Origin of the sequence: Flagellimonas flava (genome assembly GCF_050617915.1) — a bacterium.
GTDB lineage: Bacteria > Bacteroidota > Bacteroidia > Flavobacteriales > Flavobacteriaceae > Flagellimonas > Flagellimonas flava_A.
Genome location: NZ_JBODQE010000005.1, coordinates 1 through 16,897, shown reverse-complemented (window position 1 = coordinate 16,897; position 16,897 = coordinate 1). Strand labels below are relative to the sequence as shown.

General features: G+C 42.6%; 16 protein-coding genes. 10 read left to right on the top strand and 6 right to left on the bottom strand.

Annotated features, from left to right (window positions below; all coding sequences use genetic code 11):
* Positions 1 to 56 precede the first annotated feature (56 nt).
* The 4 genes from ACRHOZ_RS13270 to ACRHOZ_RS13255 are packed head-to-tail and all read left to right on the top strand — an operon-like array spanning position 57 to position 4,716.
* Complete coding sequence (locus ACRHOZ_RS13270; RefSeq protein WP_431126402.1) at positions 57 to 1,373, top strand: MGH1-like glycoside hydrolase domain-containing protein; 1,317 nt, start codon at positions 57 to 59, stop codon at positions 1,371 to 1,373.
* A gap of 8 nt (positions 1,374 to 1,381) precedes the next feature.
* Complete coding sequence (locus ACRHOZ_RS13265) at positions 1,382 to 1,975, top strand: GNAT family N-acetyltransferase (RefSeq protein WP_431126400.1); 594 nt, start codon at positions 1,382 to 1,384, stop codon at positions 1,973 to 1,975.
* Entirely contained in the window at positions 1,972 to 3,576 is a 1,605-nt protein-coding gene (locus ACRHOZ_RS13260) for a sodium:solute symporter (protein WP_431126398.1), read from the top strand. The genes ACRHOZ_RS13265 and ACRHOZ_RS13260 overlap by 4 nt, the downstream gene beginning before the upstream one ends.
* A 9-nt stretch (positions 3,577 to 3,585) precedes the next feature.
* Positions 3,586 to 4,716 carry a glycerate kinase gene (locus tag ACRHOZ_RS13255; protein WP_431126396.1) on the top strand — a complete coding sequence of 377 codons (1,131 nt, stop codon included), beginning with the start codon at positions 3,586 to 3,588 and terminating at the stop codon, positions 4,714 to 4,716.
* A gap of 76 nt (positions 4,717 to 4,792) precedes the next feature.
* Here the strand turns inward: ACRHOZ_RS13255 and ACRHOZ_RS13250 are convergent, their stop codons facing one another.
* The 4 genes from ACRHOZ_RS13250 to ACRHOZ_RS13235 form a co-directional block, all read right to left on the bottom strand.
* A complete protein-coding gene (locus ACRHOZ_RS13250; protein ID WP_431126394.1) occupies positions 4,793 to 5,389 on the bottom strand; it encodes a GNAT family N-acetyltransferase in 597 nt (198 codons plus the stop codon).
* A 164-nt stretch (positions 5,390 to 5,553) separates the two neighbouring features.
* Positions 5,554 to 5,802, bottom strand: coding sequence for an Ada metal-binding domain-containing protein (locus ACRHOZ_RS13245; protein ID WP_431126392.1), 249 nt, complete (start codon positions 5,800 to 5,802; stop codon positions 5,554 to 5,556).
* Positions 5,802 to 6,497 (bottom strand): 2OG-Fe(II) oxygenase, encoded by a 696-nt coding sequence (locus tag ACRHOZ_RS13240; RefSeq protein WP_431126390.1) that lies wholly within the window; start codon positions 6,495 to 6,497, stop codon positions 5,802 to 5,804. The genes ACRHOZ_RS13245 and ACRHOZ_RS13240 overlap by 1 nt, the downstream gene beginning before the upstream one ends.
* 14 nt (positions 6,498 to 6,511) lie before the next feature.
* Entirely contained in the window at positions 6,512 to 7,351 is an 840-nt protein-coding gene (locus tag ACRHOZ_RS13235; RefSeq protein WP_431126388.1) for a bifunctional helix-turn-helix domain-containing protein/methylated-DNA--[protein]-cysteine S-methyltransferase, read from the bottom strand.
* Positions 7,352 to 7,535: 184 nt separating this feature from the next.
* Between ACRHOZ_RS13235 and ACRHOZ_RS13230 the strand changes: the two genes are divergently transcribed.
* From ACRHOZ_RS13230 to ACRHOZ_RS13210, 5 genes are all read left to right on the top strand, one after another.
* The gene (locus ACRHOZ_RS13230) at positions 7,536 to 8,291 is read left to right on the top strand and encodes a LytTR family DNA-binding domain-containing protein (RefSeq protein ID WP_431126386.1); all 756 of its coding nucleotides are present in this window, start codon (positions 7,536 to 7,538) and stop codon (positions 8,289 to 8,291) included.
* 118 nt (positions 8,292 to 8,409) lie between these two features.
* A complete protein-coding gene (locus tag ACRHOZ_RS13225; RefSeq protein WP_431126384.1) occupies positions 8,410 to 9,927 on the top strand; it encodes a CRTAC1 family protein in 1,518 nt (505 codons plus the stop codon).
* The gene (locus tag ACRHOZ_RS13220) at positions 9,924 to 12,116 is read left to right on the top strand and encodes a molybdopterin cofactor-binding domain-containing protein (protein ID WP_431126382.1); all 2,193 of its coding nucleotides are present in this window, start codon (positions 9,924 to 9,926) and stop codon (positions 12,114 to 12,116) included. Before ACRHOZ_RS13225 ends, ACRHOZ_RS13220 begins: the two co-directional genes overlap by 4 nt.
* 85 nt (positions 12,117 to 12,201) lie before the next feature.
* Positions 12,202 to 12,504, top strand: a complete 303-nt coding sequence (locus tag ACRHOZ_RS13215) for a hypothetical protein (protein ID WP_431126380.1) — start codon at positions 12,202 to 12,204, stop codon at positions 12,502 to 12,504.
* A gap of 334 nt (positions 12,505 to 12,838) precedes the next feature.
* Positions 12,839 to 13,411, top strand: coding sequence for a hypothetical protein (locus ACRHOZ_RS13210; RefSeq protein ID WP_431126378.1), 573 nt, complete (start codon positions 12,839 to 12,841; stop codon positions 13,409 to 13,411).
* Between the two features lie 120 nt (positions 13,412 to 13,531).
* On the opposite strand, the gene ACRHOZ_RS13205 is transcribed toward ACRHOZ_RS13210, so the two are convergent.
* Both ACRHOZ_RS13205 and ACRHOZ_RS13200 read right to left on the bottom strand, forming a co-directional pair.
* On the bottom strand, positions 13,532 to 14,698 hold the full coding sequence (locus tag ACRHOZ_RS13205; protein ID WP_431126376.1) for a hypothetical protein: 1,167 nt from the start codon (positions 14,696 to 14,698) through the stop codon (positions 13,532 to 13,534).
* 207 nt (positions 14,699 to 14,905) lie between these two features.
* Positions 14,906 to 15,922, bottom strand: coding sequence for a helix-turn-helix domain-containing protein (locus ACRHOZ_RS13200; RefSeq protein ID WP_431126374.1), 1,017 nt, complete (start codon positions 15,920 to 15,922; stop codon positions 14,906 to 14,908).
* Between the two features lie 226 nt (positions 15,923 to 16,148).
* On the opposite strand from ACRHOZ_RS13200, the gene ACRHOZ_RS13195 reads away from it, so the two are divergent.
* The gene (locus ACRHOZ_RS13195) at positions 16,149 to 16,421 is read left to right on the top strand and encodes a hypothetical protein (protein ID WP_431126372.1); all 273 of its coding nucleotides are present in this window, start codon (positions 16,149 to 16,151) and stop codon (positions 16,419 to 16,421) included.
* Positions 16,422 to 16,897 lie beyond the last annotated feature (476 nt).

Here is a 16,897-nt window from a genome sequence, read left to right as displayed (position 1 = left end):
GGTTCAAGTGGCATATTGGCGGCCGATTCCCGCCAATATGCTTTTATATAAATTCTATGAGAGAACAATTGATGGAAAGGGCCGTACAGGTTCTGGAGCGAAACTACCAAGAAGGGGGCTTTACCATTCCCTGCGAAGGATTGTATCCCTTTCAATGGAAATGGGATTCTGGCTTTATAGCATTGGGGTTTGCATACTTTGATATGGAAAAGGCCAAAAAGGAAATTGAAACCTTGCTGCAATCGCAGTGGGAGAATGGTTTTATTCCCCATATCATTTTCCATAATGATAGCGACACCTATTTTCCTGGGGCAGATTTTCACCAGTCCCATTTGCATCCGCAATCCAACAAGAATTTTCCATCTACTGGAATGACACAACCTCCGGTAACGGGATTTGTATTGGAAAGGCTCTTGGAAATTTCCAAGCATAGTGAAGACATGATAGGATTTATCAAAAAACATATTGATAAGGTATATCAAAACCATGTGTATTTCTATGAGCATCGGGACGTGGAAAATGACGGACTTGTTTATATCTATCACAATTGGGAATCAGGTACAGATAATTCTCCGATCTGGGACGATATCTGGGATACCATGAATCCCCCGGAATATGAGTTTGAAAGAAGGGATACCTCACATGTTGATCCGGCACAAAGACCATCCAAAAGAGAATACGACCATTATCTATATATTATTGACATTGCCAAAAAGTACAATTACGAGGATAGCAAAATAGCGGCCCATTCTCCCTTTTTGGTGATAGATCCTTTGTTCAATTCCATGCTCATACGATCTAATGAGGCCCTTATCAAACTCTATGATCTTTTTGGAGGGAGTCAGGACAAGGTAGATTACCTGAAGTCCAAACAAGCTATGGGCATTGAGAGTCTAAATAGCAAATTGTACAATAAAGAGCTGGGGGCCTATGTTCATTTTGATCAAAGGAACAACAAACAAATACCTTATGTCTGTTCCTCATCCTTTGCACCCCTGTATTCAGGCGCACCTACAAACCAGCAGGCGCAGAGTTTGGTGAACACCATGCTGGCAAAATTTGGGGATGAAGGGCGCTATTTATGTGCCTCTTTTGACCCTACCCATGATCGGTTCAATCCCAGAAAATATTGGAGGGGGCCAGTCTGGATCAACCTGAATTGGATGTTGTACCATGGTCTGCAACGCTACGGTTTTGAAGAAGTGGCAAAGCAGGTTAAGGCGGATTCCCTGGAACTGATTTCCAAAAACGGTTTTTATGAATATTTTGACTCTAGAAAAGATAACCCTGATGGGCCTTTGAACGGATACGGGGGGAACAATTTTTCCTGGAGCGCTGCCTTGTTGATAGACTTTTTGAACGAGAACCCTTAAGTTAGATCGTGCGGTTGGATTTTGAAAAAACATACATACTGGAAAATAAACGGGTAAAGTTGTTGCCATTGGAATTGGAACACATTGATGTTCTAAAGGAAGTGGCAAAAGAACAACAAATCTGGACATATTTTTTGGGCCGCTCTGATGGAAGCCAGGACTTTACCCATTATATAAATGATGCCGTTGATGCCCGAAAACAGAAGAAGGAATATCCTTTTACAGTATTTGACAAGAAGACCGAAAGTTTTGCGGGCTGCACTCGTTTTTTTGACTATCAACAGGACTTAAATACGATACGTCTGGGATATACGTGGTACGGTAAAGAATTTAGGGGAACGGGTCTCAATAAAAACTGCAAGTACCTAATGTTTCAATTCGCCTTTGAACACTTGGGAGTTGAACGTGTTGGGTTGGGGGCACATGCAGAAAACAAGATAAGTCTGGCCGCCATGGAAAGTGTGGGCTGTAAGCGCGAGGGAGTGGTAAGAAACCTCTTTCCTTCAATTCACGGAAAAGGTAGGGCTGATGCCGTTCTCTTGGGAATTTTAAAACAAGAATGGAAGAGCGGAATAGAAAAAAACTTAAGACTTAGATTATGAATTACGTTGACTATATCATTATTGTGGTCTATCTCATCGGTTTTTTGGGGATAGGATATTTCTTCAAGGAAAATAAAAGCTCAGGGGACTATTTTTTGGGTGGACGAAGTATGGGGTGGCTACCCTTGAGTCTTTCCACCATGGCCACACAATTGTCCGCAATCAGTTTTATTTCCGCCCCAGCCTTTGTTGGATTAAAAGATGGAGGTGGAATGCAATGGTTGACATACGAATTTGGGGTGCCTTTGGCCATGGCATTTTTGCTCATTGCCCTGATTCCAACCTTATACAAATCTGGAATTGTCAGTGTTTATGAATATCTAGAGACACGCTTTGATGCTTCTTCCAGATTACTGATCAGTTTTGTGTTCCAAGTGAGTCGTTCCGTGGCCACTGGGGTTATGGTCTATACCATGGCCTTGATCCTACAGGCAACTGTTGGGGTCGATTTTTGGATATCCATCCTGATCATCGGGGTAATTACCTTGGTATATTCCTTTCAAGGAGGGATGAAAGCTGTTATCTGGGGCGATGTCATCCAAATGGTCATCCTATTTCTGGGGATTATCATATGCCTGGCCTTTGGAATAAGCGAGCTGGGTGGCTTTGATAACTTTTTGACCCATGTGGACCAAGACAGGATTACTGCCGTGGATTTTGGTAAATGGGGATTCGATAATGCAGATAAACAAGATGAATTTGGGTTTTGGCCCATGGTCATAGGCGGATTCTTTTTGTATGCCTCCTACTACGGCACGGATCAAACCCAATCGCAAAGGCTTTTATCCGCCAAAGGGTTGCCCACCATTAAAAAACTACTATTGGCCAACGGACTTTTCAGGTTTCCACTAACCCTGACCTACTGTATCATGGGATTGGTTTTAGGAACCTTGCTCATGCAGGATGGCGGTTTTCAAGCGTCCATGGATGCGGTGTATCAGGCCAATATAGGTTCCTTGGAGGGGAAAAAGGCAGATTTGATGGTGCCGGTTTTCATCATTAAGTACCTGCCAAATGGGGTCATCGGTGTATTGATCGTGGCTATAATGTCTGCCGCCATGTCTTCCCTTAGCTCTACCGTGAATTCACTTTCTGCGGTGACCATGGAAGACTTTGTCAAGCGATTTAAACCCGATATGGACAATAAGAAATACGTCTTCACTTCAAGACTACTGTCCTTGTTTTGGGGATTGGTCTGCCTGTTCTTTGCCTTCTTTGCAGGAAATATTGAAGGAACTGTCATAGAGGTCATCAACAAAATCAGTTCTATCTTTTACGGTCCCATTTTGGCCGCTTTTGTCTTGGCCATTCTTACTAAAAAGACCCACGCTTTGGGAGCCAATTTAGGTATTGTGGTGGGGGTGCTGTTCAATATGTATTTGTGGTTGTACGTACCAGAAATTTTCTGGTTTTGGTGGAATGCCATTGGATGCATGGTTACCATCATTGTGGCCATGTTATCCAGTTACCTGATCAGAAGAAAAGTGAACGAAGGTCTGGAAGTGGTATACTATCCGGGGAGAAAAGAGCTCTATATTTTATTGGGATTCTTTCTTTTCATCGTAATATTGAGCATGGGATTGCCCCGCTTGTTCAGTTAAGAATCTCCTATGAAGTTTGTGATAGCACCCGATAAATACAAAGGTTCCTTGACAGGATCACAGTTTTGTGAGGCTGTTGAAAAAGGGATCCAAAGGGTGTTTCCCCAAGCGCAAATACTTAAAAAACCCTTGGCAGATGGGGGAGATGGCACATTGGAGGTGGTCCAAGACTACCTGAAGGCATCTTTGGAAACAATCAAGGTTAAAGACCCCCTGTTTAGGGATATTGAAGCAGGTTATTTATTGTCCCAAGACAAAAAAACAGCCTATATAGAAATGTCTGAAGCCTCTGGCTACAAACTGCTTCGGAAAGATGAAATGAACTGCATGCATACCTCCACTTTGGGAACAGGGCAATTGCTTTTGGATGCTGTGCATAAGGGAGCGCAGCACATTGTTTTGGGCATTGGGGGGAGTGCTACCAATGATTGCGGAATGGGAATGGCATCAGCCTTTGGTTATGCGTTTTTAGATGCCGATGGAAATCGATTGCAACCTGTGGGCAAGAATTTGGTCCATGCAAAAAAGATTGTGGATGATGAAACTTCAGGGTTGTTGAAGAAAATCCAAGTTAAGGTGGCATGTGATGTAAACAATCCGTTGTATGGAGAAAATGGGGCCGCCCATGTTTACGCGGCACAAAAGGGAGCTTCGCCCGAAGAAATTGATATACTGGATCAAGGCCTTGAGAATTTTGCCAATGTACTGCAATCCCATTTTGGTAATGATGTTCGGGATGTCCCTGGTGCGGGTGCCGCCGGGGGAATGGGCGCAGGAGCCATGACTTTTTTAAATGCCAAATTGGTCTCAGGAGTGGATTTGGTCTTGGAAATGGCAGATTTTGATTTGGCCTTAATGGATGCGGATTGGGTGATTACCGGAGAAGGACAATTGGATAATCAGACTGCTGCAGGAAAGACCATAGCTGGAGTAGTCAAGATGGCAAAAGCCCGCCAAATTCCAGTGGCGGCTTTATGTGGATCCGTTAATGCTTCTATTGAACAAATTCAGGAAATGGGCTTGGACTATGCCGTATCTGTGCTTAACCAAGTGGGGAGTTTGGAGGACGCCAAGGCCAACAGTTTTTCCAATTTGGAACAAGCCAGTTTCAATTTTGCGAAGCTACTAGAAGTAGGATAGCACTACTCATGTCAGGTTGAGCTGTAATCTTGAGCGCAGTCGAAAGAGCTGTCGAGACATAAGACACCTAGAAATTTCAATACGTTTTATTCATCCGGTGTTCCAATCCGTATTTCACGGTGGCCCACTCACTTTCCAAAATGGAAAACACTACGGTATCCCTATAATTTCCTTGGGGGTCAATCCGGTGATTGCGTAAGATTCCTTCCTGTTTGGCCCCAAGCTTTGAGATAGCTGTCCTGGAAGCAAGATTATGGTAATGCGTTCGGAATTCCACGGCAATGCACTTCAATTGTTCAAAGGCATATTGCAGCAACAAATGTTTGCATTCTATGTTTAGACCGCTTCGTTGGTTGTTTTTGGCATACCAGGTGGCGCCAATTTCAAGTCGTCTATGCTCGGCCTCAACATTGAGGTATCGGGTAGACCCTACAATTTGATTGGTGGTTTTGTCAATTATGGTAAAGGGCAAGGCCGTCCCCTCCTCCTGATTTTGTAATGCTGTTTCAATATAGGAATCAATGTTTTTTTCCGAAGGAACTGACGTAAACCATAGTTCCCATAATTTACCATCTGAAGCCGCTTGCAAAAGTTCAGCTTTATGGGATTTTTGAAGCGGTATCAATTTGGACCTCTTGCCTTCAAGGGTAGTTGGTTGCAGCCAGTTTGCCATGGTGTTCGGTTTTAGTCCCCAAAGATAGTTTTAAACCATGGTGTGTTTCAATGAAAATTCTATTCTCGATAAGATTTTATTGCGCAAACCGTCAGTTCGAGTTTCTTCGACAAGAAAAAGTATCGAGAACTAGGTTTACGCAAGTATCCCATTAAGCTTGAATCTTAGAAATCTTGATATTGTTTCCATTCCACATATTTTGTACGCATGCAATGCCCGCAAGGGCGATATCCCGCATCCTTGGCTTCTTGTTCCGTGTGGAAAAAGACTCGGTTTTCCACTTTCATCCGCATTCCGGATTTACAGCGTAAAGTGCCATAAATTTTAAGCCTGCGGTTTCCCGCCCATTGGAGCTTTTGATGCCTTAGTGCATGAAAGAGTTCCGATTTGGAGAGTTCATCATGCTTTTTCATTATTGCGCCGCATCGTGAAAGATGATGCCCAAGGTGTACCGTTCCCCAGAATGCACTTCGCTCACCCCATGTTTCATGGTCACTCGGTAAAAACCTTTTTTCCCTTGAACTGGCCTAAAATTGGTGGAAAAAATGAGCATAGATCCTTTTTTGGGATGCAAGACCATGGCTTTTGACTGCGCTCTGGGAACCTGTTGCGTGAGCACAAATTCCCCTCCAGAATAATCGGTGCCATAATCGTTTAGAAATAGCACGGCCTGCATGGGGAAGTATACTTCACCGTATAAATCCTGATGGAGCGTATTAAAGCCACCTTCTTGATACTTAAGAATCAAGGGAGTGGCCAAGTGTTGCCCATGATTGGCACAGTGTTGATGAAGTTTCCCCAAATCCTGCGGATAGACCATATCCAATTTTAATTGGAACATCCATTGATTGGCAATGGGAACCAATTCGGGATACACCATTTCCCGAAGTCTTTGGATGATGTTGGGAAGAGGATATTTATAGTACTTGTAGGTTCCAGCTCCAAATCGGTAGCGTTCCATGTCCACGGTCTTTCGATAGAGATGGGCTGTTTCAAATTTGGAAATGAGCTGTTGGCATTCCTGATCACTTAGAACATCTTCAATGACGGCATAACCTTTTTGGGAGATTTCGTTTTGAACGAAATCCCTATTGATTTTCAATTGCATGGTTCTATGATTTACTATTGAACTTGTGCTGCTTCCCAGCCAATGATGGCCGTTTTTCTGGTAGGGGTCCATCGATAACCGCCTAATTGTCCGGAAGATTGTATTACTCGATGACATGGAATCAAATAGGCGATGGGATTACTGCCAATGGCCGTACCTACCGCCCTTGAAGCTTTGGGCTTTCCAATGTCCTCGGCAATGCTGCCATAGGTAGCCAGTTTTCCCTTAGGGATTTTTAATAGGGATTCCCATACTTTGAGCTGAAAATCGGTGCCCTTGAGATGGAGTTTTATTTCGGATATCTGACTCCAGTCGTTGGCGAAGATCATCAAGGCATTTACCTGGGTTTGATCCACGCGTTGGTGATAGGTCGCTTTCGGAAATTGTTGTTTTAGCTCATAAAGGCCCTTTTCTTCATCTTCAATAAAAGCCACATGGCACAGCCCTTTTTGGGTAGAGGCTATGGTCACCAAGCCGAATGGACTTTGGGCGTAACTATAATTTATGAAGAGGTTTTCTCCGTCGTTTTTAAATTCTCCAGGAGTCATACCTTCCAAGGAGACAAAAAGATCATGTAGCCTGCTGGTACCCGAAAGTCCAGTTTCCATGGCGGTATCAAACAAGGTGGCTCCTCCTTCTTTCAGCAGTGTCTTTGCATGTTGTACACTTGTATATTTTAGGAATTGTTTGGGGGTAACACCTGCCCATTCCTTAAAAATTCGCTGAAAATGGTATGGACTCAGGTGCACTTGTTCTGCAATTTCATCCAAACTAGGCTGCTCCTTAAAGTTGCTGCTAATGTGCTGAATCGCTTTGGCTATTCGGTCGTAGTTCAAATTTTCCTGTTCACTCATGATATTCGCATTTTGTTTGACCCAAAAGTAAAGCGACCTAGAAGGGCTTAAAACCCGTTTCTTGCGGACTTGTCTTTGTACCCATAAATTTAGCAAGGGTTTCCTAAAATGAAATAATTTTGGTTGGGTACAGCTGCTTTGGGTTTAGTAACTTTATGAATTCCCAATAGCTTGGATAGTACAAATGAAACTTAAAAACTTCACAATTCTTGTTTTATCGATAGCACTCTTGCTGGGCGTATTGATCTATTGGCGCGAATATGCAACAAGAGATCAGGTAACTTGGTTTCAGGTAGTGTTATGGCAAATTGGGATATGGATACCGTGGATTTTGGGCTTTTTGGTGTTGGACAGAATCGAAAAGCGCAGCAGAAATACAAAATGGGGTCTTCCCTTTCTCTTGGCAGGAGGGTTGCTATTGATTTGCCTTCATTTTGGATGGTTTTTTGGACTTAGTTCAACGGTTAGCCCCTATTTGGATTTGGAAGGATCCAAGTTTGGGGTATATCGTTACTTCTTTATTTTTTGGACGCTGATAGATATTGGCCTGGTTTGGTTTGTTGTTGATAAGTTGAGGAACCCAAAACCCCAAGAAACCGAACCTTCCATAAAGCTGGAACTCACCCGTGGTGGCAGCACCTATTTTTGTGAACCCTCCCAGATTCAGTTATTGGCTGCAGAGAACTATTATACCAAATTGTTTACCACCCAAGGAGTTTTTGTCATGCGAAAGCCGTTGAAAACATTCTTGGAAGTCTTGCCCATGGATACTTTTCGAAAAATTCACCGATCCACCATTATCAACCTTGATTACGTCTCGGAACTTGCAAGGGGCAATGGAAGCACCCTGGAAGTGATCATGAAGGACGGTACTCGAAGAAGGGTAAGCAAAAGCTTCATTAAGGAAATCACACAATTGTTTAGGGAGCGAACCTATTAAGACCGTTCGCTATCAAAATTCAGTCATTTTACTGCAACATGGTTGCCGCTGCCATGCTATTGGGTAAGTTTAAGGAACCGACCAAGCCAAGCATTCAATCATCAATCAAATCTTCGCTATGGGTTTCAATTGTATATACCGTTTTCCGCAATTCTGGGTATTGTTGATACTACCGATGCTGCAACTAAGTGCCCAAGAATGGGAGTTCACACGATTGGATCTTAATGTAAAACCTCAGGGTTCCAGAGGGGTCTCCATTGCCGATCTGGATGGGAATGGATATTTGGACATTGTGGTTGCCAATCAGGTGGACTCCTTGTTAAAGCTTGGCAATACGATTCTTTTCAATACTGGCGAAGGATTCAATCGAAAGGCTATTGCAAATAACAAGTTAGAAGCCTGGAGTGAATCGGTACACACAGTGGACGTAGATAACGATCATGACCTGGATATCTTTTTTACTACCCAATTTGGTGTCCCTAATCTACTCTTTGAAAATGATGGCAAAGGTAATTTCAACCCGACCGATGCAGGAGATCTAACCACAGATTTGACGAATTCTCCGGGGGCTTGTTGGTGCGATTTTGATTTGGACGGGGACATGGATGTTTTTGTGGTGAACAGGGATGGAGCGGACGATAGTTTGTATGTGAATGATGGAAATGGAACTTTTAATAGGGCAAAAAATGGACCTTGGATTGGGAACAAAGGTGACGGTCGATCCTGCGTATGGGGTGATTTGAACAGAGACGGCAAGCCTGACCTGTTTGTGGCCAATTTTGTCGTTAAAAAAGATGGGAAGTTTACAGGAAAGCACAGAAATTACCTTTATCTAAGCACTTCTGATGGTGGTTTTGCAGAGCAAAAGGAGGGTGTTTTGGTCGAAGAACTGCAAGCCACCTATGGAGTTGCTTTGGTAGATGTAGACTATGACAAGGACTTGGATATTTATGTGACCAACGTAGCCCGTTCGGATGAAAACGCACTCTATGAAAACTTGGGAGACGGAAAGTTTCAAAAGCAATTGGAAAGCGGAGTTACGTACGAAGTAAGAAGACCTTCCAAAGGGCAGACTTGGGGGGACTTTAATAATGATGGCTGGCTGGATCTTTACATAGCAAATGGGACCGAAGGATATCCAGAAATCCAGAATTTTCTCATTTCTGGAAAACAAAACGGTGGTTTCAAACGAGTTTACAATTCCCTTCCGGCCAATCAGGGGCATATTTCGGCAGGTACAGCTTCTGGGGATATGGACAATGATGGTGATTTGGACCTTTATGTATGCAATTGGGGTGGAGAGGCAGAGGACGATGACATTTACATCAATGACAATACAACTGGGCAATGGCTAAAGTTGAGACTTCAAGGTACGGAATCCAACAGTTTTGGAGTTGGAAGCTGGGTTACCTTAACGCTTACCGATGGAACCCAGTTGACCCGCTATTTTATTCGCGAAACAGGCTACGGAAGTGAAAATGCTCCGGAAATCCACATTGGAATTCCATCCGAAAATCAAATCAAAAAAATGGACATTGAATGGCCATCAGGAATCCAACAATCCAGCACAAACATTTTGGTAAACACCGAGTATGTAGCCATTGAGGGAAAGGAAATCAAACCCATAAAAAAATGAAAAACGCTTTAAATCGAAGGAATTTTATCAAACTCACGGCCACTGCCAGCGGAGCATTGGTGGTTGGGGTGCAGTTTCAGTCCTGTCTCACTGAAAAATCACCTGTCATCACACACCAGTTTTCACCACTGATTAAAATTGATACGGATGGATGGGTAACCCTGATGGCCAAAAACCCTGAAATAGGTCAGGGTGTAAAGACGGCTTTGCCTATGATTTTGGCCGAGGAATTGGGTGCCGATTGGAATAAAGTCAAGATTGAGCAGGCCGATTTTGATAAAATGTACGATGAACAATGGGCCGGTGGCAGTTATGCCATCATCCTCAATTGGGATTTAATGCGTAAAGCTGGGGCCCAGGTACGGCATGCATTGAAAACAGCGGCATCCAAGCAAATGCATTTACCGCTTGAGGAACTAACTACCAAAAACAACAAGGTAATCCATCAGGAGTCAGGTAACTCCCTGCCTTTTGAAGTTTTATTGGAACAAGCCTCTCAGGTGGAGCTTCCGGAAGAAGTGGAATATAAACCTTTGGATGCTTATAGCATTGTCGGCAAAAGCGCGCCTCAAACCGATTTGGACGAGATGGTCACGGGATCAAGCATCTTTGGGATAGATATAAAATTGCCCCATATGCTATATGCCACCGTGCGGAAAAACCCAGTCCACGAGGGTGGTGTATCCAGTTTTGATGCGTCTGAAACCAAAGCGATGCAAGGGGTAATTGCTGTACATGAACTCAACAACAAAGATTATGGGGGGCGACTTTTAGGTTCCAACAGTCCTAATTTCGTGAATGGAGTTGCAGTGGTGGCCAATTCAACTTGGGCAGCTTTTAAAGGAGCGGAAAAATTGAAAGTGGAATGGGATAATTCAGGCTGTAGGTTGGAGAATTCCGAGGAACTGTTTCAGCGCTTCCATGACCAACTTTCAGACACCACTATAGAACGAAAAGATGGCAACGTTGCCATTGCCATGCAAAATGCGGAAAGGATCCATGAAGCCATATACGAGCTCCCCTTTTGGGCGCACGTGCCCATGGAACCCATGAATTGTACAGTGGATTTTAGGGATGATCTTTGTGAGGTCTGGGCACCCACCCAAAATCCAGAGGCACTACAAAATGGCTTGATTAAGCTGTTTGGTTTGGAAGCTGAGCAGATCAAAATCCATATTCCAAGGATTGGGGGCGCTTTTGGAAGAAGATATTATGTGGATTACGCCATGGACGCTGCCATCCTTTCCAAAAAAATGGGACAACCGGTTAAGTTGACCTGGACCCGGGAAGAAGATGTGAAACACGATTGGTATAGACCTGGAAGCATACAAAAATTGTCTGCTGCCTTGGACAAAGATGGAATGGTAACGGCTTGGCGACATGTGTTGGCCAATGCTTCCCGAATGACTTCTTTGGGACGGGAAGGAAGGGTAGCTGGTACAGAAATAGACGAATATGAGTTTCCGGCAGGGTTCGTCCCTAATTTGCAATTGGAATATGGACATGTACTGAGCGATATTCCCTTAGGGCAATGGCGTGCCGTATCAGCCTCTGCCAATGCTTTTAGCATAGGCTGTTTTTTGGATGAGTTGGCCTTTGAAAATGGGATGGATCCCATCGATTACTTTCTAAGATTTTTGGGACCTGCCCGAATGGTGCCTGTGGTAGGGGAGTACGAATTTGATAATGGACGGTTTATCCATGTTATTGAAAAGGTAAGGCAGCTCAGCAATTGGGATACCCCGCTGCCCAAAGGGCAGGGAAGGGGTTTTGCGGCGCGGAAAGGCGCAGGATCCTTTATCGCCGAAGTGATTAAGGTAGAGGTGGTTGAGGACAGCATCAAGATATTGGAGGTGCATGCCGTGGTGGATTGTGGTATTGTGGTGAATCCTTCGGGAGCAGAAGCTCAGGTGGAAGGTGGGATATTGGAAGGACTTTCTGCCGCAATGTATGGAGAGTTAACTTTTAAGGATGGAGCAACTGAGCAGTCCAATTTTCATGACTATCCCTGGATTCGGATGAGGGATGTGCCTGAAATCCATGTGGAGTTCATTCAAAACGATTTGCCACCAAGAGGCTTGGGCGAACCTCCCTTACCACCTGCCATTCCCGCTTTGGCCAATGCCATTTTTGCTGCAACAGGGAAGCGAATCAGGAAGTTGCCTTTGTCTCGGAGTTTTAAGGTATGATCTAAGCCCAAATATATTAGACAACCATTTCCTTGGTAGAGACGTCTATTGTTATGAAAGCGAATCCCATAAAAATTAAAGCGTCATGAAAATTATAGGAGGTCTACTCATATTGTTTCTTTTGTTGATTCCTCAATTTGAGCCCGATAATTTGAGAGAACAAGATTTGATTCTGGTCACGTTCAAGTGTGAAAGTTGCAAGATCAAGAATAAGTTTGAGGTTTCGGGGCCAACAGAATTTATCATGGAACGGGTGGAATTTCCTTTTACCAAAAAAATGAAGCCGGGCCAATATGAAATGACCTATTGGCAGAATAGGGTGCAACAGATTCATTTACCATTTTCAGTGAATAAGGAATTTGGGAACATCGTGATTGTCAAGGAATAACAACAGGGTTGCAATAAATGTGCTAACTTATAGCCTATAAAACCCTACTATGGAAGCCCAAAACGAAATCACTGCAGTACTTACAAGTGCAATTTTGACCGCTTTAAGTTTGGTGGCAATTTGGTTGTACAGACGTTACCAATCTAAAAAAAGAATTAAGGAATAGTCTAGTTTAGCCCCTTTCTTACACCTAACTTAAGCGTCTATGCACAGCATTGAGCGATAATAGACTAAAATCTAGCATTTTATAGTTTAAATAGGCTGTTTGTGGAGCATCTTGTGCATTCCAACAGCTCTTTGCTATTTTGCTGGAAACCATTTAAACAAGAACCTTATGAAGAACATTAAATTACTATTGATGTTAATGGGGGTAATGCTTTTTTCCGTTTCCTGTGAGGTTGAATCGTACGAGGAAAACACTTTGGAAGCGACGAATGCAAAGGCCTCTTCCGATGCCGGATGTGAAACTGGCTTTGCCATCTGTGCCGCCAACCTATCCAGTTGTTTTATTGACGACGGATTTAACCGATGGGGATGGACAATTGGGCCAATGTCCACGAGCGAACATTTGTTTAAAATGTTTACCGGAGCCGGTCAATGTGATACCTCAAAGGGTAAACTGGCCGTTGGTGTCAGTATCGACTATGACAGTGAAACTGGAGTAGCGGTTGTTGAGTACAACGCCAAGGAGGGTTATACCCTTAAGGAAACGCACCTTTATATAGGAAAAGACCCCTACCCGATGCAACAGCGTGGGAGGAATTATGTTCCTACGGTGGCTCCCGGTCAATATCCCTATAAGCATGGTGATTTGGACGGAGCGGTATCGGACACGTATACCATTGAAGGACTATCTGGGGAAATCTACATGATAGCACATGCCGTGGTATGTAAGGACGGCAATTAAGACCAATACCAAAGAAGTTTATAATGGCCCGCATAATTGCGGGCCATTTCTTTTTTTAGCTTTCGTGAACCTAAAAACGAAGCCTGTTCTATGTATATTGGAATGCAGTAAAAAAGTGTATTAGAGGTTTACTCTATCTACTTTTCCATTAATGTCTTCCAAAAGGATAAAGGATTGTGCTTTTTCCGTTCGAAGTAGTTGCTCCTTTTCATCCTTGTAGATTTCGCCTATTTTTTTGCCTTTATGGTCATACAAATATTGGATGCTCGCATAACCTCGGCTTTGCCTATATATAGGTTCCCCTTTTTCATTCATGTAATGGGTTCGTAGTCTAAACATTCCTTCTTTGTCCCACATAAATTTTTGACCGCTATATCCCCGATCTTCTGAAAGTTCAATTTTATCCTTTTCATTGATAAAATGGTACGATAATCGGTTGCCTTGCGGGTTATATGTTCTTTCAAAGCCTTTGTGGCCCCAAGCAGCTTTGGTGCGGTTGCCATCAACATCATAAAATCGTGTGCGAATTAAGTACCCATTTTCGTTAAAATCATGACATGCTTCGGCAATTTTAGGCCCTGTTGCATTTATTTTATCACCGGAACTTGCATTGGTGGCGAACCAATGTACAATTTCCTTTTTATCACTGATCAAATCTATTTGAACGGCATCCTTTTGAAGTTCCCAGTTTGGGCCGGTTGATAAAATGGATTTTAGGATGTTGTTGCTGTCAAAATTTAGGATGGCCCAGGTATAGGAAAACCAGTTGTTCATGGGAACAACTTTTTGGTCCTTGGAGTACCTGATTTCGCCAATCCCATTTTTAAGATAGCTCCATTTATACGCATGAATACCTCTGAACTCTGTTGGCTTTCCGGAATGGTCAAAGAATTTGAGCCCTACAATTCTACCTTCCGCGTCCTTTGTATATACTGATGATGCCGGGTTTGGTTCTGGTGGAAGGCCTAAATAGTTATAATGTTTTATCGTGATTTTAAAATCCCGATGTTCAAATAGGTTAATAGGGGCCCAGATAAAATCACTACAGGTGTAGTTTTCATACAATGGTTTTATCTTGCCATTGATTTGGTACGTAACGCTTTGCAGGGCATCGTTTTCATAATCGAAACAATAAAGGACCACCGAGTCCTTTTTGCCCATATGCTGAAGGCCTCCTTGAAATGAATACAAAGGGGTGTGGGAGAAAGGAATGGTCCTATAGCATTCTTGACCTATTAGCAGGAGGGAATTAAGAAGGATAAACAGAAACAGGATATGTTTTTTCATGTATTGGGTGTTTTATGCTGCCTTCAATCCGTTCATTGCTTCCGCAAGGAAAGAATAAGGCAATCTTTTTTGTCCATCTTTTTGCGTATGTAACGTTGTTTTGTAAATAAAAAGGATAAATGCCCAACAGGAGTGCGAAAGTAGCATCCAGAACCTTTTTCTGTATGCTCAGGTTATTAACGGCCAGTAGAAATAATTACAAATAAATCAAAGGGTGGATCTATAGGAGGATGGAGTTGTCCCCAAACGTTTTTTAAAGGCGCTGTTAAAAGCCGATTTTGAATTGAACCCCACTTCATAGTAGATTTCTTTAATACTAAGTTCGGATTCTTTTAGATAGTGCTTTGCCTCTTCTATTCTTAGGTCGTTGATCCAATCGTTGAAATTTTTCTTAAAAGAGGTATTGATGATCTCGGATACTTGATTGATGCTCAATCCAGTGGAATTGGCGATTGTTTCACGATTTAGATTGGAGTTTTTAAAGCTTTTATCCTCAGTCACATAGCGAGTGATAAGTTGAAGCTGGGTTGGGTTAATAGGGGAATTGTCGTGTTTGTAAGGTCTCCTAAGCTGAACCTTTGAAAATAAGGTGGGTTTGGTAATTATCTGTTTCAGGACCAATGTCATAAAAAGAATGGAGTAGATATCAAGGCCCGAATTAAAGTATTGAATTGCGATATACTTGCTGGTCTTAAAAAAGTTCAGCCATAAAATTTCGGATAACAGCAGCATTACAAGTATGCCAAAACCAATTTCAATGGATTTTACCCACGAACTGTGCTTTGTCAAAGGTTTTTTTATGCGGATATCCAAGGTGAGTAAAAAGTAAATGAAAAGAATGGAACCATAATAGCCGCTCAAGAACCATTGTGGTACGCGCCATGCATTGCTAAAAAGAAGAATCCATATGGTAATTGCCCCAATTTGATACGGAATGATATGGACCAGAAAATTTCTTGTGGACAGCCCACTAAGTTCGCGGGCATGGAAATACAAAGTAGGCCCAAAAATAAGAACAGCGCTTACACTTAGCACAGAATATTCAACAGGTTCAAATGCACCGATGAGATACAGAAGCTCACTTCCCAAATGCACCAGTAGCGCAGCAAAAAGCAGTGTTAGGTAATTGGTGCGCTCCTTTTTTCTAACCGGAAGTATGGACATGATAAACAACAGGACCAAGGTAACGGCAATGGTAAAAATGTTGATGAAAATCGAGGTCATGTATGCATTTCATTCCTTTTTGTAGGGTTACAAAATAATCAAAATAATTATGGGGTTTTAGTGATTGGGCAATATTGGGGACAAGAGACAAGAGACGTGAGACGTGAGACAAAGCAAAATAATTAGTTTATGTACGATGCAATGGGTAGTGAGATAAGTTCCGGCCTAGTCGGCACCTATATTCAAAGCGGGACAAACACTGAAGAAGTTTTTCAAATGATTGAAAATGGATACTTTTAATGAAGTGTCCAAAAGCCGAAAAATTTTAGATAGAACAGTTGGGGTATTGCTCATACTTCTGAGCGTTGCAATTGCCATCTTCCTTATTCCGGGTCTTTGGGCACTGATAAGAAAGTTAACCAAATTGATTACCTACGAACCAGGTGATTTGTTTTCCTTTAGATATTCTTCTTTCACTCAATTTGTTGGTTGGCTACTGGCATACGTCATTTTTAGGACAGGAATAGGCTTTTACAGAGACAGTAAGAAACCCACCTGAACCTGAAAAAGAATCTAGAGGCCAGATAATTGCGTTAACTAGCACCTATATACAATATGGGACAAACGGATTTGAAGAGATTGAATGTTACTGGTTAATCTTGGTTGGTACAGTATCGGTTCAAATTACATGGATGCCTACCCCTCTGAGTATTAAAAGAAGTCCTATAATAATGATGACGACCAAACTGAAGACAATTTTAATGTCATACGACAGCAGAGAATGGCTGTAATGCTTGTTTTCTCTATTGGATTTTATCAAAAGCCGCAACCATATCGCAGCTCCTACTCCAATGATTACGCCTATAATCAAGTCCTTTGGGTTCATACCTCGAAGATAAAAAACCCTCCTGAACCTGAAAAAGAATCTAGGGGTTGACTTTCAATCGTCCTTAATCCAGGCACCTATATACAATATGGGACAAAGGCTAGACTGTTATGGTTTTGTATAGTGGTTTCTTTTGTATTTGAAAAAAT